19 protein-coding genes are annotated in these 20,784 nt (G+C 60.3%); 7 read left to right on the top strand and 12 right to left on the bottom strand.

The genetic code is table 11. The annotated features are described in order from the left end of the window. Nucleotides 1-59 precede the first annotated feature (59 nt). The 5 genes from BS629_RS22325 to BS629_RS22305 all read right to left on the bottom strand — a co-directional run bounded on the left by BS629_RS22325 (nucleotide 60) and on the right by BS629_RS22305 (nucleotide 7,043). Nucleotides 60-863 carry a transporter gene (locus BS629_RS22325; RefSeq protein WP_370091298.1) on the bottom strand — a complete coding sequence of 268 codons (804 nt, stop codon included), beginning with the start codon at nucleotides 861-863 and terminating at the stop codon, nucleotides 60-62. A gap of 189 nt (nucleotides 864-1,052) precedes the next feature. Continuing rightward, nucleotides 1,053-1,841 carry a hypothetical protein gene (locus BS629_RS22320; protein WP_018246356.1) on the bottom strand — a complete coding sequence of 263 codons (789 nt, stop codon included), beginning with the start codon at nucleotides 1,839-1,841 and terminating at the stop codon, nucleotides 1,053-1,055. An 88-nt stretch (nucleotides 1,842-1,929) separates the two neighbouring features. Then, the gene (locus BS629_RS22315; protein WP_050566359.1) at nucleotides 1,930-4,203 is read right to left on the bottom strand and encodes a tetratricopeptide repeat protein; all 2,274 of its coding nucleotides are present in this window, start codon (nucleotides 4,201-4,203) and stop codon (nucleotides 1,930-1,932) included. Nucleotides 4,204-4,276: 73 nt separating this feature from the next. Further along, nucleotides 4,277-5,287 carry an HAD family hydrolase gene (locus tag BS629_RS22310; protein WP_018246358.1) on the bottom strand — a complete coding sequence of 337 codons (1,011 nt, stop codon included), beginning with the start codon at nucleotides 5,285-5,287 and terminating at the stop codon, nucleotides 4,277-4,279. An 85-nt stretch (nucleotides 5,288-5,372) separates the two neighbouring features. After that, nucleotides 5,373-7,043: an arylsulfatase gene (locus tag BS629_RS22305; protein WP_026242472.1), complete on the bottom strand. Its 1,671-nt coding sequence runs from the start codon at nucleotides 7,041-7,043 to the stop codon at nucleotides 5,373-5,375. Nucleotides 7,044-7,338: 295 nt separating this feature from the next. Between BS629_RS22305 and BS629_RS22300 the strand changes: the two genes are divergently transcribed. From BS629_RS22300 to BS629_RS22275, 6 genes are all read left to right on the top strand, one after another. Then, nucleotides 7,339-9,234 carry a sensor histidine kinase gene (locus tag BS629_RS22300; protein ID WP_018246359.1) on the top strand — a complete coding sequence of 632 codons (1,896 nt, stop codon included), beginning with the start codon at nucleotides 7,339-7,341 and terminating at the stop codon, nucleotides 9,232-9,234. Next, entirely contained in the window at nucleotides 9,231-9,863 is a 633-nt protein-coding gene (locus BS629_RS22295) for a response regulator transcription factor (protein ID WP_018246360.1), read from the top strand. Before BS629_RS22300 ends, BS629_RS22295 begins: the two co-directional genes overlap by 4 nt. A 79-nt stretch (nucleotides 9,864-9,942) precedes the next feature. Further along, entirely contained in the window at nucleotides 9,943-10,314 is a 372-nt protein-coding gene (locus BS629_RS22290; protein WP_026188755.1) for a response regulator transcription factor, read from the top strand. A 278-nt stretch (nucleotides 10,315-10,592) separates the two neighbouring features. Continuing rightward, a complete protein-coding gene (locus BS629_RS22285; RefSeq protein WP_018246362.1) occupies nucleotides 10,593-11,321 on the top strand; it encodes a phosphatase PAP2 family protein in 729 nt (242 codons plus the stop codon). A 57-nt stretch (nucleotides 11,322-11,378) separates the two neighbouring features. Beyond that, nucleotides 11,379-12,131 carry a COG4280 domain-containing protein gene (locus BS629_RS22280; protein ID WP_018246363.1) on the top strand — a complete coding sequence of 251 codons (753 nt, stop codon included), beginning with the start codon at nucleotides 11,379-11,381 and terminating at the stop codon, nucleotides 12,129-12,131. Then, nucleotides 12,128-12,352: a hypothetical protein gene (locus BS629_RS22275; protein WP_018246364.1), complete on the top strand. Its 225-nt coding sequence runs from the start codon at nucleotides 12,128-12,130 to the stop codon at nucleotides 12,350-12,352. The genes BS629_RS22280 and BS629_RS22275 overlap by 4 nt, the downstream gene beginning before the upstream one ends. A gap of 364 nt (nucleotides 12,353-12,716) precedes the next feature. Here BS629_RS22275 and BS629_RS22265 read toward each other — a convergent pair whose 3' ends face one another. The 6 genes from BS629_RS22265 to BS629_RS22240 all read right to left on the bottom strand — a co-directional run bounded on the left by BS629_RS22265 (nucleotide 12,717) and on the right by BS629_RS22240 (nucleotide 18,386). Then, nucleotides 12,717-14,237, bottom strand: a complete 1,521-nt coding sequence (locus tag BS629_RS22265; protein WP_018246365.1) for a mechanosensitive ion channel family protein — start codon at nucleotides 14,235-14,237, stop codon at nucleotides 12,717-12,719. Nucleotides 14,238-14,619: 382 nt separating this feature from the next. Then, nucleotides 14,620-17,181 (bottom strand): GcvT family protein, encoded by a 2,562-nt coding sequence (locus BS629_RS22260; protein WP_018246366.1) that lies wholly within the window; start codon nucleotides 17,179-17,181, stop codon nucleotides 14,620-14,622. Between the two features lie 103 nt (nucleotides 17,182-17,284). After that, nucleotides 17,285-17,452 carry a hypothetical protein gene (locus BS629_RS38510; protein WP_342593564.1) on the bottom strand — a complete coding sequence of 56 codons (168 nt, stop codon included), beginning with the start codon at nucleotides 17,450-17,452 and terminating at the stop codon, nucleotides 17,285-17,287. A gap of 100 nt (nucleotides 17,453-17,552) precedes the next feature. After that, entirely contained in the window at nucleotides 17,553-17,792 is a 240-nt protein-coding gene (locus tag BS629_RS22250) for a hypothetical protein (RefSeq protein WP_018246367.1), read from the bottom strand. A gap of 9 nt (nucleotides 17,793-17,801) precedes the next feature. Next, entirely contained in the window at nucleotides 17,802-18,062 is a 261-nt protein-coding gene (locus BS629_RS22245) for a hypothetical protein (protein WP_025397793.1), read from the bottom strand. Nucleotides 18,063-18,065: 3 nt separating this feature from the next. Next, complete coding sequence (locus BS629_RS22240; RefSeq protein ID WP_018246368.1) at nucleotides 18,066-18,386, bottom strand: helix-turn-helix domain-containing protein; 321 nt, start codon at nucleotides 18,384-18,386, stop codon at nucleotides 18,066-18,068. Nucleotides 18,387-18,667: 281 nt separating this feature from the next. Between BS629_RS22240 and BS629_RS22235 the strand changes: the two genes are divergently transcribed. After that, complete coding sequence (locus BS629_RS22235; protein WP_018246369.1) at nucleotides 18,668-19,729, top strand: class I SAM-dependent methyltransferase; 1,062 nt, start codon at nucleotides 18,668-18,670, stop codon at nucleotides 19,727-19,729. A 25-nt stretch (nucleotides 19,730-19,754) separates the two neighbouring features. Here the strand turns inward: BS629_RS22235 and BS629_RS22230 are convergent, their stop codons facing one another. Continuing rightward, nucleotides 19,755-20,780, bottom strand: a complete 1,026-nt coding sequence (locus BS629_RS22230; RefSeq protein ID WP_018246370.1) for an AraC family transcriptional regulator — start codon at nucleotides 20,778-20,780, stop codon at nucleotides 19,755-19,757. Nucleotides 20,781-20,784: the final 4 nt, after the last annotated feature.

Below are 20,784 nucleotides of genomic sequence, written 5' to 3'. Positions count from 1 at the left end.
AGCAAAAGAAGGTTGAGCTTTTGCTACTACAGCCGCCGCGCGCGTCGTCGACTGCGGATTCACTTCGGGAAGAGGAACGTGACCGCGACGCGGAAGCCCAGTCCTTCCGGGCCATTGTCTGGAGCCGCCGCCCAATATCGTATGCCCGCCGTCAGGCTGATTGGCTGCTTGTCGATGGTGATCAGCTTGGCGACTGCGAAGTTGATCGGCACCGACCAGTCGTTCGTTTCCCAGTTATATGTCGACTCCGTATTCAGCGAGAACGTCCAGGCGTCCTTGGTCGTGTAGGAGAGGAACGGCTGGAGGAACGTCGAACTCACATCCTCCCGGTCGCTTTGACCAGCGAACGACCAGATGTGGTTCCCGAGAAAGCCGTAAGTCCAGGGGCCGTCCTGCTTAAGGACGACCGCTGTCGGACCCGCACCCCACTTGCCGCTTCCGAGGAGCTCGTCCGTCGCCGTCGGCAGCAGGAACACCGGGCCGACGCCCCAGACGATGCCGCTCTCGGTCGGCTTGGACGGCGAGAAGAAGAAGCTTTGCGTGATGTCGCCCAGACCGAACTGCGTTCCCGACGGTCCGGCAATGTCGTTCTGCCATGTGACTGGCAGGATGGTGCGCGAGATGACGTTCCAGTCCTCGTTTATCTTGAAGGGAATGACCGGCTGAATGTTCAGCGTCGCCTTGTCGCCGTCGTCTGGACCATAGCCGTGATCGTAGTTGAACTGGAACGGGACGCTGATGAGCGAGGCTATCGGATTGGAAAGCTTCTTCGCCAGGTCTTCACTCGACTGGGCGGCTGCCGTCCCTGTCCAGACACCGAGCGGCGCGACAACCAGTACTACCCAAGAAGCGACTTTCTTCATCAATGCCTCCATGATCCGATTGAACCCAGCCCGCAGGGCAGCTTCCTCCGAAATGAAACGATATCCCCCGGATCGATCCTGTTGGATACCGAACTGTGAGCCGCTGTCACGGCGGCTCTCTGCTGCTGGGGGACGTCGTTTTTCCGGCTCCCGGAATCGCTAACAGTACGAAGTTCGCCAGTCCGGCCTTTAGAACCGAATGGCCACCCCGAAGATCGGCCCCTGCTGAACGACGTCGAAGACGAACCCGTCATTATCGTAATTGACGCCGAGTGCACGATATCCGGCGACCGCTGAGATGGTGTCGTTGAACTTGTAGCCGAGGCCCAACGCCACATCCCAGTCGATATCGGCGCCGCCGGCGCCCAGCAGGCCCCACCCCGTGACATAGATTTCCGGCGTGAAGAAGTAGTTCCCTCGGACGCCGGCGACGGCATCGACCCATGTGGCGCTGTCTTCGACATCCACTCCGGCCAGAATGCCGCCATTAAAGGAGATCTCGGTTTTGGCCGACCAGACCCTCATGCCGCCGACCACATCGAGATGGCCATTTTGGTCTTCGAGCACGGCGTAACCGGCGCCAAGAAATCCCGCGAAGGTCTTCGATGTCACATCGACGCTGTCGGCAAGGATGCCGGCAGGTGTGTCGGCGTCGGCACCGAGCTTGGTGTAGATCACGTCACCGACGATGCTGAAGCGATCGTATCTTGCTTCGCCTGCCGCCATGAAAGCGAAGTCGAGGTTATTGAGGATATCGCCGAAATCCGCGTCGATATGAACTTCCGGAAGTCCAAACTGCCCAATATCGCCGGATATGCCGGCAGCCCAGAAATATGGCGCGAAGGTGAATTCCCAGCCGCTCTGGCTCTCGACTGTTTTTGCTTCCGGCGTGAGCGGCGTGATATCGGCAGCGTTGCCGGCCGACGCCGCGCAAATGCCCGTCACCAATAGAATGGCACGCAAGTATATGGCTTTCATGAGAATCCCCCGATCTCGTTTCGCCTCGGCACTGCTGTCCCGAGTCGGCACTGTGCGGCGAGAGGTAGATTTCGACAAGCTCAAATACCTATTTTTCGTTGATCGCCTGCGTCAACTGCCCGATGAGGCCTGAAATCTGCTGGTCCTCAGGTCTCAGTCGCGCCAGATCCTCGGCGTATTTCAGCGCCTCCGGCAAGCGTCGAAGCTTGAGACTGTATCGGAGCGCCAGGCCGATGATATCAGCGTCTTCGCCCGCCGCCCAACCATCGAGCTTGTCCAGTGCTTCATCCGTCCGGCCAGCGGAATCGAGAGCGACGGCAAAGGTCGTCTTGTAGCGGGAGTTTTGTGGATCCAGCCGCACGGCTTCTTGGAGTTCTGTGATAGCCTCGGTCAATGCCTGTTTGCGTACCAGCGACAACGCGTGTCCGTACCGCAGATCCGCGCTTTCAGGCGCCATGCCGATCGCTTCGGCATAGGTCTGTTCCGATTGGTCGTTCCGGCCGGTGGCGCGGTAGAATTCCGCGAGATTGATGCGCATTGCCTCCAGTGTCGGGTCGAGCGAAATCGCTCGCCGGAAGGCGGCTTCGGCCTCGGCCGTACGCTGTCGGGCGAACAGGAAGAAGCCATAATTGCTTTGTGCTTCCGCGACGTCGCCATTGGTTTCGACATAGGCGCGCAGGTCCGCGACGGCGGCTTCGAAATTGCCTTGCTGATCGCCGAAGAGGTGGGGAGGAGTGCCGGCGAGTGCGTTGGCGGCAGCAACGCGCACCGCGCGCGTTGCATCGCCCAGCAGGTTGCCGATCGCCTCCAGCCTCTGTTCCGGCGGAATGTTGCCTGCCGCTTCCGCAGCACCGAGCCTGACGAGCGGATCTGCATCGGCTGCGGCCGTTTGAATGTCGGCGGTGATCTGCACGCCGCCAGTTCGGCTCATTGCTGCGATGGCGCTACCCCTGACAATTCCTGCCTGGTCATGGTCACTGACAAGCGCGCGCAGAGCCTCCACCGCGGCTTGATCGCCGTTTGCAGCTCCGGCGAAGGCATGGGCGATCGACGGGCGTTTGCGCCACTGCGTCCCGTACCATTTGTCCATTGTTTCGGCTGCCCAATCATTCGTTCTGCCGACATGACAGGTCGTGCACGCATTCGGCGTTCCGAGGGTTGCCGACAGGTCGGGTCGGGGGATGACGAAGGAGTGGTCGCGGCGCGGGTCGACCTTCATGTAGGTGCGTTCCGGCATGTGGCAGTTGGCGCATTGTGCTCCGGTGGAGCCGGCCTGGTGACGGGTGTGCTCGGGAGTGTCGAACAGCCCGCTCGGATCCTGGTTGACGAAGCGCTCCGGCTTCGTCTCTGTGTGGCATTGCGTGCACAGTGCATTGCCCTCGGCTTTGAGGCCGGCATCGTGCGGCCGATGGCAGTCGAGACAGGTCACGCCCGCCCTTGCCATCTTGCTTTGCTGAAACGAGCCATGTTCGAAGACCTCGTCAAGGATCTGCCCGTCGGGGAAATAGAGATCCTCCCGGAGCAGGGCAGGGGAGAAATAGTCGAGAAAGGGCTTTCCCGGCTGGTAGCCGTCCAGCAGCCTGGTGCGCCTGGCATGGCAGGCGAAGCAGGTGTTCGCCTCGACCTTCGGCAAGCCTGTATCCGTCATGGGAGATGAGACATCGGCCGATTGCGCGGAAGCGACGTGCTTGGCGCCCGGACCATGACAGGACTGACAGCCGATGCTGGTGGCGACGTAGGTCGACTCGTATTCGTTCGTCTGCGGTTGAAACTTCGCCTGGGGATCGGTCGAATGACAATCGATGCAGGTGCGGTTCCAGCGATAGAAGGGGCCCGTCCAATGATAGGTCGAGCCCGGTTTGGCCGGAGTGCCGTCGCCGAGCCAGAACCATTGCCGTCTAACCGTGTCCCAGGCGACATCGAGAGCCTGCAGCCGTCCGCCTCCGATCTCGACGAGATATTGCTGCAGCGGTTCGTAGGCGAAGGTATATTTGACTTCGAACTCGCCCTCGCTGCCGTCCGCACCCTCGGTGTTCACGAAGAAGCGGCCATCGCGGCGGTTGAAGGTCGTGACCACGCCGTCATGCTCGAACCTGCTATTGTCGAAATCGCCGCGCACCGTTTCGTCGTCGGCCAAGGCCATGGCCTTCGCATGGTGGGACTTCGAAAAAGCAGCCGCCTGATCTGCGTGGCAGGATGCACAAGTCTTTTGGTCCACGAAACCTTCATGGATCGATATTTGCGGGTCGGTAGCGGGTGTCGAGAGGGCGTCGCTTGCAAGGCTGCGCCCGGCAAAGGTGAGCAACAGGAAAAGCAGGAGGGTCACTCCTCTCACCGCTGCTGATCGAACACACGCTGCCACTCAATCGCTCCCTGTCGACGTTCCAGAAGGTCACGGCGCCGTCGCGCAACGCTCCGGCGCTCGGCGCATTCCCCTAGTCCTTGAACACCTGCTTCCAGTCGGACTTCATGTCGACGACGGTCCAGCCGGCGATGGAGGCGGCATCCAGCGCCTTGTCGAGGCGACCGAATTCGGTATCGCGGTCGTAGGCGTATTCACGGTCCGAATCGGTGTGATGGATCAGCACGCCGAGCCTGGCAGGTGCGCCCGCCATGGTCGTCCATTGCAGCATTTGGAGATCTCCGTCGGAATTGCCGAAGGCTGCAATTGGCCGCCGGCCGATCTGCTGGTTGATCCCGACGGGTTTGCCGGCCTTGTCGTCGATGAAATTGACTTCGGGGAGCCGAAACAGGGTCGGTGTGTCGTCCTGCATCCTGAACTCGGTCTTGATCGACGAGCCGATAACCTGCTCGGGCGGGACGCCATAGACTTTTTCCGCCCATGGCCGCATGAACTCGATGCCTCCGCCTGAAACGATGAAGGTCTTGAAACCGTTGGCGCGGAGATAGGCGAGAAGCTCGACCATCGGCTGATAGACGAGTTCTGTGTAAGGCCGCTTGAATTTCGGGTCACGGGCCGACGCGAGCCAATCGGTGACGATCTTCTGGAAATCGCTGCTGGTCATTCCGGCATGCGTGGTCATGATGAGCTCGACGAGGCCCTTTTCCCCCGACGCCGCGAGCGCCTTCAAGTCGCCTTCGAGCACGGCCTTAAACGGCTGCGTTTCCTTCCATTCCGGATGCTGCGGGGCAAGCGCCTTCACCCGGTCCAGGGCGAACGCGAGCTGCGTATATATCGGATGTTCGACCCACAGGGTTCCATCATTGTCGAATACGGCGATACGCTCCGCTTCCGGAACGAAGTCGGCTGAACCCGGTTTTGTCACCTTCTCAACGAAGGAGATGATCGCTTGCTTCGGTGCCGTGTCGTTCCACGAAGGCAGTGCGTCCGTTTGAGCGACTGCAGCCGCTGCGATAAAAAGGCATGCTGCGGCGGCGAGCGCGACGCCGCGGGAAAAATACAGGAAACTACGTGCCGAATTCATCGCAATGCCTCCATCGATTAACTTGCAGCAATCTTGAACTTGGAGATATGCGGCAGCCCCGGATCGCTCCGGGGCCGCCAAGGACCTAGTTTCCGGTCGGAGCCGTGATATTGACCCCCTCCTTGCCGAGTTGTTCACGCACGGACTCTAACATCTGATACTTGGAGAGTTCGATCGGGCCGTCGTAACCCATGCTCTGCAGCTTGCGCGGGGGGTACTCGACGTAGGTTTTCATGAGGTCCTTGATCGCTCCCGAGATGGAGACCAACGTCCAGGTATGTTCGGTGTAGTTGTTCATGAAGATGTCGTAGCGTTCTTGCGGATCCTGCAACAGATCGAACACCTGTGGCACGATGGCGACGTAGGACTGAGCACCCTTCCAACCCAGGTTGGTATCAACAGCCAGACCGCCCGTGGCCTGCCCATTGTCGCCGCGCAGGTTGAACACGGCCTTGTAATTGCCGACACGGGCAGCACCCGGCGTCAGTTCGTTTTCGGTGAAGTAGAACCAGTTCTTGCGGGCAGATTTTCCCGTACCCAGCAGAATCGGGGTCATATCGTAGCTATCGAAGATAATCGGTTTATCTTCGCGGTCTTTGGTGGGCAGCGGCACGCCGCCGGCTGCGGCAAAGGTCGCCATCAGATCTAGACCGCCGACGATGTCGTGACTTTTCACGTCCTGCTTGATCTTGCCGGGCCAGACAGCGATCGCGGGAACACGGTTGCCGCCTTCGCGCACGGTGCCTTTTGTACCGCGGAATGGTGTGTAGCCCGCGTCCGGATAGACGTCTTGCCAAGCGCCGTTATCGGTCGTGTAAAAAACCAGCGTATTTCTGTCCATGCCAGTCTCACGCAGCTTGTCCATAATCCTTCCGATGCGTGTATCCAGCTCCACAACGGAGTCCGCATACTTACTCTTCGAGATCGATTTGCCCTGGAAGTCCGGGGCCGGCATGTTCGGCTGGTGCACTTTCATGAAATTGACGTTGATGAAGAAAGGCTGATCCGGCGTCTTTGCAGCTTCATCAAGAAAGCCCAGTGCCGCTTTCTCTACGTAGCCGTCGAAGAACGGAATGCCGACAACGCCTTCCTTGCCGTCGATCACGGGCGTATCGACATATTGACCGTTGATCTTGAAGTCTTCCTTTACCTCACCTCCGGCCTTGCCGGACAGCGAGCCCGTTGTCACTTTCTGGAACAGAGCGCGGGTTTCCGCATCCATATCAGGGAACCAGGTCGGGTCGGCATAGGTGTAGGCATTGAGGTGATAGAGGCCGACATACTTCATTTCGTCGTAACCCTGCGCGATCGGAAGCGCATAGTCCGCCTCCCCGAGGTGCCATTTGCCGGTGAAATAGGTGTGATAGCCACCGCGCTTCAGAACGGAGGCGAGCGTCCATTCCGCTGCGGGCAATCCGCCGCCTTGGCCTTGAAATGCGACCGTCGTCATGCCGCTCCGGTTCGGAATGCGTCCCGTCTGCATGGCGGCGCGGCCGGGCGTGCAGCTCGGTTGGGCGTAGAAGGAAAAGAAGGTCATGCCTTCGTCGGCCAGCTTGTCGATGCTCGGGGTCGGCATCCCGCGGCCCTCACCTCCGCCGTAAGGCCCGAGATCGCCGTAGCCGGTATCATCCGAAACGATGAACAGGATGTTGGGTTTTCGTTGGGAGTCTTGCGCTTGCACGGGCGAGGCTGCGCACCAGAGAACGGTGGATGTAGCCAGTGCTCCGATGCAGCGGATAAGGATTCTGCTGTTCATTTCAAATCCCTCCGTTGACGTTCTTGAATGACGGAGCCACTCGCGGACAAGGCTGCGATTGCATGCGTCGATTCAACTGGACTGCTTAAAATGAAGATCCTGCCGGAGCTGCCTCCGGCAGGGATGCGAAGGCCGGCCGCATCTCTGCTCCGGCCCGCTGAATTTTAGCGAATGCTGCCTTCGCCCGATATTGTACTTTGGGGAATCTCTTCATGCAGTGGCAATCGATAATAGTGATGCGCAGATGACGCCGTAGCGGGAAGCTGTTATTCTCGGCCGGTTTGGGGGGAAGCTGATGGGCTTGGGCGAATGGTCAGGTCGATTATGCTGCGCTGCCTTTTTGTTGGCGGTGTTCGCCCCGAGTGTGTCCAGTCGTCAGGCCGCAGCCTCCGACACCTCGATTGCCGTCATCGACCGGGTTCCCCGCGTCCTCGTTCTCTACCCCTATGACGAGAGGATCGCGGCAACGACCGCTGCCGGAGAGGCGTTGCGGAGCCGTTTGCTGGAGGCGACCAACGGCAAGATCGATCTGTTTTCCGAGTTCCTGGATCTCTCGCGGTTTCCGGAAGGCGACCATGTCGCGCGCATGGCCCGATATCTGGGCGACAAATACGCAGTGCGCCGCCCCGACGTGGTCGTGGCCGTCGGCTGGGAATCGGCCAGCTTCATAGTCGCGAACCACGGCACGATCGCGCCCGGCGCAAAGATCGTCGCCGCTGGTTTCGGCACCGTCACCGCCGAGAAGATCGATTTGCCGGATGACGTGATCGGAGCCTTCACGACATTCGACATTCTGAAGACAGCCGAGATGGCCCGCAGCCTTCAGCCCGATGCCCGCCACCTCTACATTGTCGGAGGCTCGTCCGACTTCGACCGAGGATGGCTGGCGACGGCCCGCACGGATTTGAAACAGTTCTCGAAATCCTATGATACGACGACCTATCTGGAAGATCTGACGATCGATGAATTTGTCGAGCGCGTATCCCGCGTGCCGCCCGACAGCATCATCCTGGCATTGACGATCTTCAAGGATCGGACAGGGCGCAACTTCATTCCGCGCGACGCGATCAGACAGATTGCGGCGACCGCCAGCGCGCCTGTCTACGGGCCCTATCAGACCTACATCGATCATGGCGTCGTCGGCGGCAATACCGTCACATTCGAAGCACTGGGCCGGACCGTCGGCAACCTTGTCATCGATGCGATCGCTGGCAAGCCTGTGTCGGATCTCGAAGCGCCCCAGACATATATCGCCGATGCCCGGCAACTCCAGCGCTGGGGGCTCGCCGAAAAGGATCTGCCGCCGGGCACAATCCAGATGCACAAGAAGAGGAGCCTCTGGGAGGAACACTGGGCAATTCTGGTGGCGGGGAGCGGCCTCGTGCTGGCGCAGGCCAGCATCATCTCGGTGCTCTTGTTCGAGCGGAGGCGCCGCCGCGATGCCGAGAGCCGGTCGCGCCTTCACTTGCTCGAAGCCGTCCACCTTAACCAGTCGGCGACAGCCGGAGCATTGTCCTCGTCCATTGCTCACGAACTGAACCAGCCCCTTTCGGCCATCCGAAACAATGCCGAGGCAGCCGCGGTGCTGCTCCGAAGTGTAAACCCGGATCACCAACTGATTCAGCAGATTCTCCTCGACATCCAGGAGGACGATCAGCGCGCAGGCGATATCATCAGCCGGATGAGAGGGTTGCTCAAGAAGAGAAGCGAGATCGATTGGCAGGAGTTCGATCTGAACGATGTCACGTCGAGCGCAATCCATATCATTCACGGCGAGGCAGAGCGGCGCGGAATTACGCTGACCTCAACACAGCCGCCCGGCGAGTTGCCGGTACGTGCCGACAAAGTTCATGTGCAGCAGGTTATCCTCAATCTGGCAACCAATGCTATGGACGCCATGCTGGACGCCGTCCCGGCCGGGAGAACGCTTACGTTTACAACAGGACTGGCGAACGAGAAGGCGGAGCTGCTGGTCTCCGACACCGGAGACGGCATTCCCGAGGAGAGGCTGATCCGCATCTTCGAACCGTTCTATACCACCAAGCAGGCGGGCACGGGGCTGGGTCTGTCCATAGCCCGCGCCATTCTCGAGACCTATGGCGGCACCATCTGCGCCGACAACCGCCCCGAAGGAGGCGCGGTCTTTCGCGTGGCCCTGCCTCTCGCCCACAGGGAGGAGCGATCGAGATGAAACCGGTTGTCCATATCGTCGATGACGACAAATCCTACCGGACAGCGACCGCAAGGCTGCTTTCCGCACATGGTCTCAGGGTCGAAACCTATGAGTCCGGGGACCAATTTCTTGCCCTCCTTTCCACTTGCGAACCGGGATGCGTTCTCCTCGACCTCCAGATGCCCGGCCAGTCCGGGTTGCAAATCCAACGCCGATTGTGCGAGCAGGCACCGCTATTGCCGGTCGTGTTCCTCACGGGGGAGGGAGACATAAAGGCAAGCGTCGAGGCGATGAAGGCGGGTGCCAAGGATTTTCTGGAGAAGAATTCGACCGCGGCGGCATTGATGGAGGCGATCAATCGCGCCCTCATCCAATGCGAACGACAGCAGGCCCGTCACGATCGTCTTCAAGCCCAGCGGGCATTAGTCGCGAGTCTCAGCCCGCGCGAAGCGGAAGTGTTCCGGCTCGTTATACGTGGCCATCTCAACAAGCAGATCGCTTATGCGCTCGGCATCTCGGAGCGGACGGTGAAGGTGCATCGCCATCAGGTCATGGAAAAGCTCGACGTACGCTCGCTGGCCGAGGTGGTGTCGATCGCTGCATATATTGGTCTCATCGACCAGGATACAGCGGCGCCTTCCCCTTAGGACAATATCAATCGACGTCCCGCCGGCCTAATTTGATCGGGAACCATTATCTCTCATATCGTCAAAAGAGGTGTATGAGGTGGAGAACCCTCGCCGCACGGTCGCGGTCGTCGATGATGACGCAAGCCTAAGGCGCAGTCTCGGGCGGCTGCTTAATGCTTACGGTTTTCAGGCCAACGAGTATGCATCGGCCGAGGCCTTTCTCAGTCGCGATCCCAAAACGACGATCGACTGCCTCGTCCTTGATATCGACCTCGGTGGCATGTCCGGCATCGATTTGCAACGCAGGCTGAAAGCCGAGGGAACAACCCTTCCCGTGATTTTCATCACGGCACTGGAAACCGGCTCCGCCAAAGCGCAGGCGGAAAAGGCGGGATGTGTTGCTTATCTGCAGAAGCAATTTTCCGGAGCTACATTGATTGCGGCCATCAACAAGGCGTTGGGATTGTGAACCGATAAGGGCGGAGGCATGTGCTCTCGAAGCGCGCGACGCGCATTCGAGACCGCCCGGGGAGCATGGATTCGTCGTCATCACATTCCATCGTGGTACTGCGACCAGATCAAAGCGGTTCACTCACTGGTGCCGTTGATGAACACCTAGAAGGCGACCTCAGCGGCCATAAAACCTCTGTCGGGAACGCCCTTGAATGCCGCAAGGTCTTGAATCCTGGATCTGGATTGCCAATCTGGCGGGGACCGACATGATGTGAAGGGAGTTCGACGGCAGGCATGAGCGAGGTTCAACGACGGGGACTCTTGGCGAGGCTCAATGCATATGAGCCGCTGACATTGATCATGGTGGCATCGATCGCCGGTGGATTGTTCCTGCTCCAGCGACTGACGAGCGAAGTCCTGGAGGGTGAGACATTCCGCTTTGACGAGGCAATCCTGCTGGCGTTGCGACGGCCGGGAGAACTTGCCGTGCCGATCGGTCCCGGCTGGCTGACGCATGCCGTCGACGATATCACTGCCCTCGGCGGCATCACCGTTCTCTCGCTGATGACGGTTCTCGTCACCGTCCATCTTCTGCTCGACCGGCGCTGGCCGATCGCAATCTTCGTCTTTTCCTCTGTGCTGAGCGGCTGGCTGGCGAGCACGCTCTTGAAGATCCTCGTCGCGCGGCCGCGCCCCGACATCGTGCCGCATCTGGTCGAAGTGAGCGATCTCAGCTTTCCCTCCGGACACGCGATGGTCTCGGCGGTGACCTATCTGACGCTTGGGGCGCTGCTGGCCCGGACACAGCGTTACCGGTCAACGCGGATCTTCGTCATGGGCACCGGCGTCTTCCTCGCCGTCCTCATCGGCTTGAGCCGAATCTATCTCGGCGTCCATTATCCCACGGACGTCTTCGCCGGATGGTGCGCCGGTGCGCTCTGGGCGCTTGGCTGCTGGCTGATCTCGAAGCGGTTTATTCCGAGCCGCGCGCCAGATGATGTTGCGGATGCCGCAAAACGGTAAGAAAAGATAGCAGTTCAGCCCAGTACATGATCTCCGCCGGCATAACGGACAAGAACCATGACAACTCTGACAACGATCACCTCGACGGTCACGGCCGCATTTCTCGGCTCCTTCGTCGAGGTCGTTGAAGCCTTCACCATCATTCTCGCCGTCGGCGTTACGCAGAGCTGGCGTCCGGCCTTCATCGGCACCGGTCTTGCGCTCGGCCTTCTCGCTCTTCTCGTGCTGGCGCTTGGTCCACTGCTCGGGCTCATTCCGATCGAGCTGATGCAGTTCGTGATCGGAACACTGCTCGTTCTCTTCGGCCTGCGCTGGCTGCGCAAGGCGATCCTGCGGGCCTCGGGTTTCATCGCGCTGCACGACGAGGAGAAGGCTTTTGCGGCCGAGACCGACAGCCTGCGGCGTCAATCCGCCGAGCGCCGTGCCAATTTCCTGGCGGGCACCGCCGCCTTCAAGGCGGTGCTGCTCGAGGGGATCGAAGTGGTGTTCATCGTCATCGCTACCGGCGCCGGACACGGCATGATCGGCTATGCCAGCCTTGGAGCGGCCGCGGCCTGCCTGCTGGTGCTGATCATCGGCATCTTCGTGCACAAACCGCTCTCGGCGGTTCCGGAGAACAGCCTCAAATTCGTCGTCGGGCTGCTGCTCAGCGCCTTCGGCATATTCTGGGTTGGCGAGGGCGTCGGCGCCGACTGGCCGGGCGCCGATCTTTCGCTTCTGGCGATCCTTGCCGTGCTCGCCGTCTTTTCCTTCGCAGCAGTCCGGATGCTGCGTCAGTATTTCAACACCCATGCCGAGGTGGCCGCGTGATGAATATTCTTAAGGTCGCCTTGAAGGAATTCTTCGGCATGTTCATCGACGACGGCGCGCTGGCGCTGGCGGCACTGCTGCTGATTGCCATCGTCGGCGTTCTGGTGAAATTCGCCCATGTCGACGCGCTGCTCGCCGCTACTCTGCTTCTCCTCGGCTGTCTGCTGATTCTCGCCGAGAGCGTGGCGCGCGCGGCGCGGCAGAAGTTTCAGCGGAAATAGAGCCTTTCCTGGTCAGATTGAAGCATTCTCTTGGCTCAAACGGAGTCGGATGGTCGACCGGCCGGCGCGCGTCGTAGCCAAGCTCTACGGCCAAGCCGGCCGGTCGATCAGCCGGCCCGTTTCAGCCAACCCTCCCGCAGATTTGCCGGGCAAATCTGCAAGACTTTAGAATCGCCGGACGCAGCTATTGCTTCGCATGGCGAAGCAGTGCGGCCGGTGGGCCGGGCATCTTTCCGCCAGGATCAGAGGCGATCGGCTCGCACGTACCATGAGGTATGCCCTTCGCCCATCGCCTCTGCCCTGACGAAAACCTGCTCCGGCAGAATGATTCAAGCTGACCAGGAAAGGCTCCAGCCTCAGACCGCTATTGCGGCACCTTGAACAAGTGGCGGATGCGCGTCACCAGCGAGGTCATCGAGCCACCGTTCAGCGTGGCGCCTTCGGTCGCGAAGGAATGCTGGCCGGTCTCGATGCGGCGCGACAAAGTGGCGGCAAGCTCTTCGGCGATACCGGGCCGGTCGTGCAGCAGCGGCGTCAGGCTCGCCTGGGCAATCTCGTAGACGACGACGAAGGTCAGCGCGCGCAGGCTGGCGGCCTCGCCAACGCCGATCAGCAGCCCGCTTTCGCCGAAATAATCGCCGGGCGCCAGCCGGCCGAGTTCGATTTCCTTATGGCCTTCCTGGCGCGTGGCGACGAGGGCGCCGCTGCGCACGATCATCAGCGATGCGACCGTATCGCCCTGCTCGATGAGGATGGAATCCTTTTTGTAGGTTCGACGTGTCATCGAGGCTGCGAGCGTTTCCTTCTCGTCCTCGGTCAGCGAGGAAAACAGCGGGATGGCGTCGAGAAGCTTGAGCGGCGTCGGCCGGTGCGGCTTCACCATCTCCTCCGATTGCAACTGGTCGGGCGGTGGGCCGGCGGCGTCGAGCGGCCGCGCCAAGGTGAGCCCGGCGGCCTTGATATGGCGGTAGATGAGATCGAATATCTCGTTCTTCGCCGGCCCCGTCTGGCCGATATCCCTGACGCGGAAGGAGAGCTCCAGCTCCACTGCATCTGATGTCAGCGATTTGATCTGCACGCCTGGGTTCGGCTCGGTCAGGATCGAGCCGCTGCTCAAGAGCACGGCGCGCATGACCTCGATGATCGCCGACGGCCCGATCGTCGGCACGACCCGGACCGTCAGTGAGGCGCCGTGACTGCGGTCGGGGCTGCTGAGATTGGTCAGCCCGACCTTGGCCAGAAAGCTGTTGGGCAGGACGACGAGGTCGTTCGAGCCGTTCAGCAGATGGGTGGAGCGCCAGTTGGTTTCGACGACACGACCCTCGATGCCGTCATTCAGCACGATCCAGTCGCCGATCGCATAGGGTCTGCCGAGGTTGAGCGCGATGCCGGAAAAGACGTCACTCAAGGTGCTTTGCATCGCAAGGCCGAGGATGATGGCAAAGACACCCGAGGTGGCGATCAGCGTGCCGACGGGGAAGCTGAAGACATAGGCGACCACCGAGAGGATCGCGCCGAGATAGATCAGGCCGATGACCAGATCCTGAACGAGGCGACCTTCGCGCGGTTGGCGCTCGAAGATCAGGAAGACGCGGACGAAGGCGATCAGCGCCCAGGCGGCATTGATCCACCAGACCACTTTGGCAAGGGCGATGAAGACGCGTTCGAAGGTCGAAGTAGTCGCCGGCCCGACTTCGTAGGGCACGATGTCATGATAGAGCAGCAGGACGGTGAGCGCCGCGAAGAAAAACACCTGGCCCGCAAGCTTCCAGCTCGGGAAGGGCCGAAGCGCTATGCGCGTTATGATCGCGCCGACCACGGCCAACGTCCCGGCCTGGACGACAGGATCGGCGAGCACTCCGGACCATGTGGGATTATCAAGCATCGACTGTCCACTCGCCAGAGCATGATGCTGAAAAGTGTGAGCGGTTTTCGGACGACATCATGCCTCACTCTCGAATTCTAATGATCGCTTCGCCGCATCCTGACTTCCAATCCGACTGCGAGGCAACCGCAAAATAGCGCCAGCATCCAGAGCGTCAGAAGCGGACAGGTGACGGATCCGGGTCACCAGCGACCATCCGAGCCGCCGTTCCGCGTGGCGCTGACGATCAATCTCATGTTTGTGGCGCGCCATCCTTGCGGCGTCACAAGTTCTGGAGCGCTTACAGCGCCGCGCGTCTTCTAAGACACGCGGCGCTGCAACACTTTCAATCCTCGCACGTGCTTTCCGAAAATCGATTCCGATTTGCGGGGCGCCGCTGCGCTTAGGTGCGCGGCTTCAGATTTTCGGGGTCGTAGATCGGCTTGTACCCGACGCTGACTACCTCCACCGGATAACTTTCGGCGAAATACTCAACATTCAACCTGCGTCCAACCTGGCAATACGACCAGGGAAGGTAGGCCAGGGCGATGTTCTTTCCGACCGTCGGTCCGTAGGCCACCGAGGTCGTGTATGACCGACGGCCAAGCTCGTCGACCAGAACCTCTCCCGTCGCCGGATCGACAACCGGCAGGTTGCCGAGGGGATAACGCTTCACGCCCGATTTGTCGGTATTCTCCGTCATCACAAGTGTGCAAAGCATGGCCGGCTGGTGCTCGCGTGCCTTGTATTCCAGATGTTTCGCCTTGCCGCGGAAATCGGCCTCCTTGACCTTCGGACGGGCGAGATCGGCTTCGATCAGGTTGTACTGGGTCAGGAGGTCGGCGTTCTGCAGGCGGAGGCTCTTTTCCATGCGGCGCGAGTTTGCATAGGTCTCCACGCCGAAGGCCATCACACCGGTCGAGCGTAGCGCATCCCAGACGGCGAGGCCGTCTTCGTACTTCATGTGCAGTTCCCAGCCCTGCTCGCCGACATAGGAGATGCGGAAGGCGGTGACAGGCTTACCTGCAATTTCGATCGGTTTGATTGCCGCAAAAGCGAAGTTTTCCTGATCGAGCCCGGCCGGATCGGCGACACTCTTCTTCAGCGTCTCGCGCGCGTTCGGACCCCAGATGCCGATCGTCACGAATTTTTCCGAGACGTCTGTGATGATCACGTCAAGGCCGCGGTCTTCGGCGACGCGCTTCATATAGTGCAGGTCGCGCGGGCCGGCATCGGCGCCGTTGACGAGACGGCACCGGTCGGCCATGCGGAAGACGGTGAAGTCGGCGCGCACCATGCCTTCGTCGTCGAGGAAGTGGGTATAAATGCCCTTGCCGATGTTGGCATCGCCGCCGACCTTGGCGGCGCACAGCCATTCCATCAGTTCGACATGGTCGGGACCCTCGATGTCGACCATGTGGAAGTGGCTGAGATTGACGATGCCGCAATCCTCGCTCATCGCCAGATGCTCGGCATTCGACACGCGCCAGAAATGGCGGCTGTCCCATTCGTTCTCGCGAACCGGGACGCGGTCGGCGTATTTCTCCAGAAGGTGCTCGTTGGCGGCGTAGCCGTGCGCACGCTCCCAGCCGCCAAGTTCCATGAAGTAGCCGCCAAGCTCCTTTTCGCGCTCGTAGAAGGGCGAGCGCTTGGCGTTGCGGCCGGATGCATAGGGTTCGCGGGTGTGAACAGCCGGGAAATAAATCTTCTGGGCGGCTTCGTAGCAGCGGCCCTCGATGAACTCTTCCGTCAACTGATGCGGATAGAAGCGGGCGTAGTCGATGCTGTTGTGATCGATTTCAGTACGTCCGTCGGTCATCCAGTCGGCGATCAGCTTGCCATAGCCTGGGCCGTCCTTGACCCAGATGGCAACGCAATACCAGAGACCGCGCACTTTCTGGCTCTCGCCGCAGGAAGCGCCGCCGGCGGCGGAAACCTGCAGCAGGCCATTGAAGGAGTGACCTTCGTTGTAGCCGAGTTCGCCGAGGATCGGCGTCAATTCCATGGCGCGCTCGAGCGGCTCGATGATCTGTTCCATCTCGAGGTCGCGCTGCGAGGGCGACAGGCGCGCTTCGTGTTTTTCGAGAAGATCGCGCGGATGGCACATGCGTGGATTGGTGGCTTCGTAATAGCCCCACTCGATCTGGCCGCCCTCCGTCGTCGCCGGGTCGCCGGTATCGCGCATATAGGCGGAGTTGCCCTGGTCGCGCAGCAGCGGGAAGCCAATTTCCTTGCCGGTGCCTTCAAACTCGTTATACGGACCGAAGAAGGTGAGCGGATGGTCGACCGGCATGACCGGCAGGTCTTCGCCGACCATCTCCGCGATCAGGCGCCCCCAGAGGCCGGCACAAACGATGACGTGGTCGGCCATGATGGTGCCGCGATGGGTGACGACGCCCTTGATGCGGCCGCCTTCGACGATCAGCGACTTCGCCGGCGTGTTGCCGAACACCTGCAGCTTGCCTGCCTTTTCGGCGGCATCGACCAGCTTGCCGGCAACGGTCTGCGAGCGCGGAATGACCAGGCCGGCATCCGGATCGTAAAGGCCGCCCATCACCTGATCTTCCTCGATCAGCGGGAACTTCTCCTTGATCTCGGGAGGGCTGACATAATGAGCGCGCGTGCCGAAAGCGCGTGCCGAGGAAAGCTTGCGCTTGATTTCCTCCATCCAGGTATCGTCGCCGGTGCGCGCCACTTCGAGGCCGCCGATGCGGGCGTAATGGCCCATCTTCTCGTAGAAATCGATCGAATATTGCGTGGTCCAGACCGACAGATAGTCATGGCTCGTGGTGTAACAGAAGTCCGAGGCATGGGCTGTCGAACCGATATCGGTCGGTATGCCCGACTTATCGATGCCGACGATATCGTCCCATCCCCGCTCGACGAGATGATGCGCGATGGAGGCGCCGACGATGCCGCCGAGCCCGATGATGACGACCTTTGCCTTTTCCGGAAATGCTGCCACGTGCTGTTCCTTCTACTTATCGCACGAATAAAAATTACCTAGCCGCGCTTGACGTACGCTTCGCGCGCGCGATGCAGGAGCCATGTCAACAGCGTAAGGAGTGTCACATTTGCCGAAGCTGCGGAACCCCCAGACCGCTCCGCATGGAAGCTGCGATGGGGGTATTATGCATAAGGCTCCTGATCGTCATTGGTCCTACGCCGCCTAGTACCGGCGTAATTGCGCCAGTCCGGATCGAGGCGGCGAGGCAACCGCAAAACAGCGCCGGCACTGCTGCGATCCATCCCGCATCGAACGGTCAGGCAATGCGTGGCTTAGATCGGATATGGGCGAGCCCTTGCAGCCGGCCTGTCCGCTCGCACGCCCGGGGATCACGGCGCTGAAATCGCCGCAAGCCGATCGATGTCCACCAGCACGATGTCTTCGGAAACAGGCTCGCGATTGTGCAAGCGGAACCATTCTGCCGCTTCCCGCACGCGGTCACCATGGGGTGGCGGATAGGCGCCGAGCCCGAGGACCCATTCCCGCACGGTTTCGCGCTCCATCCGCCCGGCCCGGTATCGATCGCAGACGGTTTTCGCAGACGCGACTAGATCATTGATGCTTTTCACAAATATCCCTCAATGCACGGATGGCTCTTCATCTTCGAGAAACGATCGAATGCCGTCGCGGGCAACGACGGCCAGGAATTCGTCGAAGGCATCGCGGTCCGTCGCAAATGGCTCGTCCCAGCGGATCAGATCCTCCGCCTGCGTGACCACCTCCATCGTCCAGTCTTCATTGCTGCCGGATGTGCGGAAGATATCGACGAGCACGGTGATCCCGTCGTCGGTGAATTCTCCCGCCAGTTCGGAGTGTTCGAGCTTCTCTTTCTTTGCCATCATTCAGCCACCTGCACCGGGCGGTGCGTCGTTTTTGAGATATTCTTCATATTGAACCGTCTCGGTTTCATTCGTGTCGATCGACGCATCCGCGCGTTTTGCCAGGCGAACACCCGCACCTCCACCATTTTCAGGGATGAACACAACCCCGCCGCCTTCCAGGGCGTGCTTCACATCCTGAAGGGTTCGTTCGTAGGGAGAGCGCTTTCCGGCCTCGAAATTCGCAATCGTCGCTTTGGCAACTTTTGAAGCTGACGAGAGATCGTCCTGAGACCACGCCAAAAGGGCGCGAGCAGCACGGCATTGAGCGGAAGATAGGCACAAAACAATAACCTTGCATCAAAAGTGTGATTCTGCCTCGGATAGGTTATATAAAAAATGTAATCTCGAGACAAGAGATGACGAGAAAGCGCATGACGGAATAGGGCGTTTTGAACCATTTTACATTCGCCTTTCCGAGAATTCCGATCTCCCTGGAATAATCTGCCTATTCCATTCTTAGACCACTAATACTCGACGCTCATCTGGCGAAGCGGAAGATTGATTGACTGAATATTATTACAGTCTAATTTAGATCTTCCTTATCACGCACCCGGGAGGTAACAATGCGTGAGCCAGATATGCAAAAACTCGATGCACTCGTCGGTCGTCTTGTTGGTGACGTCGGCGCTGCCATGTCAGGTGCCTTGGTCGTGCTTGGCGACCAGGTCGGAATCTTTAAGGCGATGGCCGACGGAACGCCGATGAGCGTCCAGAATCTAGCCACGAAAACCGGAATAAAGGAGCGCTATCTCAGGGAATGGCTGAGCGCCCAGGCGGCCGCCGACTATGTCGCTTACGATGAAAAGACGGATCGTTTCAGCCTGACACCGGAGCAGGCGATGGTATTCGCCGAGGAAAACAGCCCCGCCTTTTTCGTCGGCGCCTTCGAGGTCGTCCAATCCATGTGGATGGACGAACCCAAGATCGCCGATGCCTTCCGCACCGGCAAGGGTCTCGGCTGGCATGAGCACAGCACCTGCCTCTTTCGGGGCACCGAGCGGTTCTTTCGCCCGGGCTATAACAGCCATCTCGTCAACGAATGGATACCGGCTCTTGCCGGGGTCGAGGCAAAGCTCAAGGCCGGCGCCAGTGTCGCCGACGTTGGCTGCGGTCATGGGGCCTCGACCATTCTGATGGCGCAGGCCTATCCCGCTTCCCATTTTACCGGCTTCGACTATCACGGCCCGTCGATCGAAAGAGCAAAGGCTGCTGCCCAAGATGCCGGCGTCGCCGACCGCGTGACCTTCCAGCAGGGGTCGGCTGCGGAATTTCCGGGGCGCGGCTATGACATGGTTGCCATGTTCGACTGCCTCCACGACATGGGCGATCCGGTCGGCGCCGGCCGGCATGTCAAGGAAACGCTTGGGCCGAACGGGACGTGGCTGATCGTCGAGCCCTTTGCCAATGACCATCTCAAGGACAATCTCAACCCGGTCGGCCGCGTCTATTATGGAGCATCGACGATGATCTGCACGCCGGCATCGCTCTCCCAGGAGGTGGGGCTCGGGCTCGGCGCGCAGGCGGGAGAAATGAAACTTCGAAAGGTCGCGCTCGACGCCGGATTCACGCATTTCCGTCGCGCCACGGAAACCCCGTTCAACATGGTGTTCGAGGTGCGGGCCTGACGCAACTGGGTTACCAGGCGGCAAGCTATCTCAGCTTGCCGATGCTGGCATACATGCCCGTCGTGCGGAATTCGGTGGGATTGGTGCCATAGACGCGGCGGAAGACCTTGGAGAAATAGTTGGGGTCCTCGAAGCCGCACATGATGGCGACTTCCTTGACCGGCAGGAAGTCTGCCTTGGTCAGAAGCTTGACGGCGCGCTGCAGACGTTGCTGCAGGACGAATTCGGCCGGCGGCATGCCCTCGCTCTCGGCAAAGCTGCGCGAGAAATGCGCGCGGCTGAGGCCGACGATACCGGCGAGTTCGCTCACCGGCAGCGATTTTTCGAGATTGGCATTGATATGGTCGATCACCGGCTGCATGACACTGAGCTCGGCGGCAAAGGCCGGCGAGCCGAAGACGTCGTCGTATAGCGCCATCGCCGCTTCATAGGCAATCGCCGAGGCAGCACCCGGCGATGTTGCGCCCTTGACGAGGCGCAGGCTGCAATCGGCGAGATGATCGATGGTCGAGGGCTGCAGCTTCAGCACCGGGCCGGCGGTCGAAAGCACCATCTGGTGGATGCGCAGCGTTTCCTCGCCATTCATCGAAATCCAGAAATATTCCCAGCGGTCGCCTTTCTCCAGCCAGTAGCGATGATTGTGCGGCACCAGAACGAGCAGCGTGTCGCCGCCCTGAAGGCGATAGTTGCGGTTTTGATAGCGCAGCTTGCCGCTGCCACTGATCGTGTGCTGCAGCACGGTGAAGGGGGTCTGGCCGCGCCGGCGGCCGTCCCAGTCATAGGTCTCGTTCTCGCGCACTTCGTATCCGGCGCTGGTCGGCATGGCGTGCAGCCGCTGGCGGCCCCGGGGCAGCGAAACCGTCCTCATCGACTGTCCGTTGGCGATCAAATCCTGCAGCACAAAATTACCCCTGAAAGCATAATCCTTCTCTGGTCGCCCTGCCGATTTCGGGCATAATCCCGCTCGACAAGAGGAAGAGACCACGGCCGACAGAGCGGCCGGGAGGAAAAAGGCAGATTTTACGGCGTTTTCAGCCACATGCGTCAGCATGCGG

Source organism: Rhizobium leguminosarum bv. viciae USDA 2370 (assembly GCF_002008365.1).
GTDB lineage: Bacteria > Pseudomonadota > Alphaproteobacteria > Rhizobiales > Rhizobiaceae > Rhizobium > Rhizobium leguminosarum.
Note: the sequence above shows the minus strand (reverse complement) of the source record. Positions and strands in the feature narration are given on the sequence as shown.

Excerpts from the sequence above, each read along its gene's own strand:
- BS629_RS22235 (WP_018246369.1), top strand. The coding sequence starts at position 18,668 with ATGCGTGAGCCAGATATGCAAAAACTCGATGCACTCGTCGGTCGTCTT.
- BS629_RS22310 (WP_018246358.1), bottom strand. The coding sequence starts at position 5,287 with ATGAATTCGGCACGTAGTTTCCTGTATTTTTCCCGCGGCGTCGCGCTC.
- BS629_RS22230 (WP_018246370.1), bottom strand. The coding sequence starts at position 20,780 with ATGCTGACGCATGTGGCTGAAAACGCCGTAAAATCTGCCTTTTTCCTC.
- BS629_RS22325 (WP_370091298.1), bottom strand. The coding sequence starts at position 863 with ATGAAGAAAGTCGCTTCTTGGGTAGTACTGGTTGTCGCGCCGCTCGGT.
- BS629_RS22245 (WP_025397793.1), bottom strand. The coding sequence starts at position 18,062 with ATGGCAAAGAAAGAGAAGCTCGAACACTCCGAACTGGCGGGAGAATTC.
- BS629_RS22285 (WP_018246362.1), top strand. The coding sequence starts at position 10,593 with ATGAGCGAGGTTCAACGACGGGGACTCTTGGCGAGGCTCAATGCATAT.
- BS629_RS22280 (WP_018246363.1), top strand. The coding sequence starts at position 11,379 with ATGACAACTCTGACAACGATCACCTCGACGGTCACGGCCGCATTTCTC.
- BS629_RS22320 (WP_018246356.1), bottom strand. The coding sequence starts at position 1,841 with ATGAAAGCCATATACTTGCGTGCCATTCTATTGGTGACGGGCATTTGC.
- BS629_RS22265 (WP_018246365.1), bottom strand. The coding sequence starts at position 14,237 with ATGCTTGATAATCCCACATGGTCCGGAGTGCTCGCCGATCCTGTCGTC.
- BS629_RS22295 (WP_018246360.1), top strand. The coding sequence starts at position 9,231 with ATGAAACCGGTTGTCCATATCGTCGATGACGACAAATCCTACCGGACA.
- BS629_RS22300 (WP_018246359.1), top strand. The coding sequence starts at position 7,339 with ATGGGCTTGGGCGAATGGTCAGGTCGATTATGCTGCGCTGCCTTTTTG.
- BS629_RS22305 (WP_026242472.1), bottom strand. The coding sequence starts at position 7,043 with ATGAACAGCAGAATCCTTATCCGCTGCATCGGAGCACTGGCTACATCC.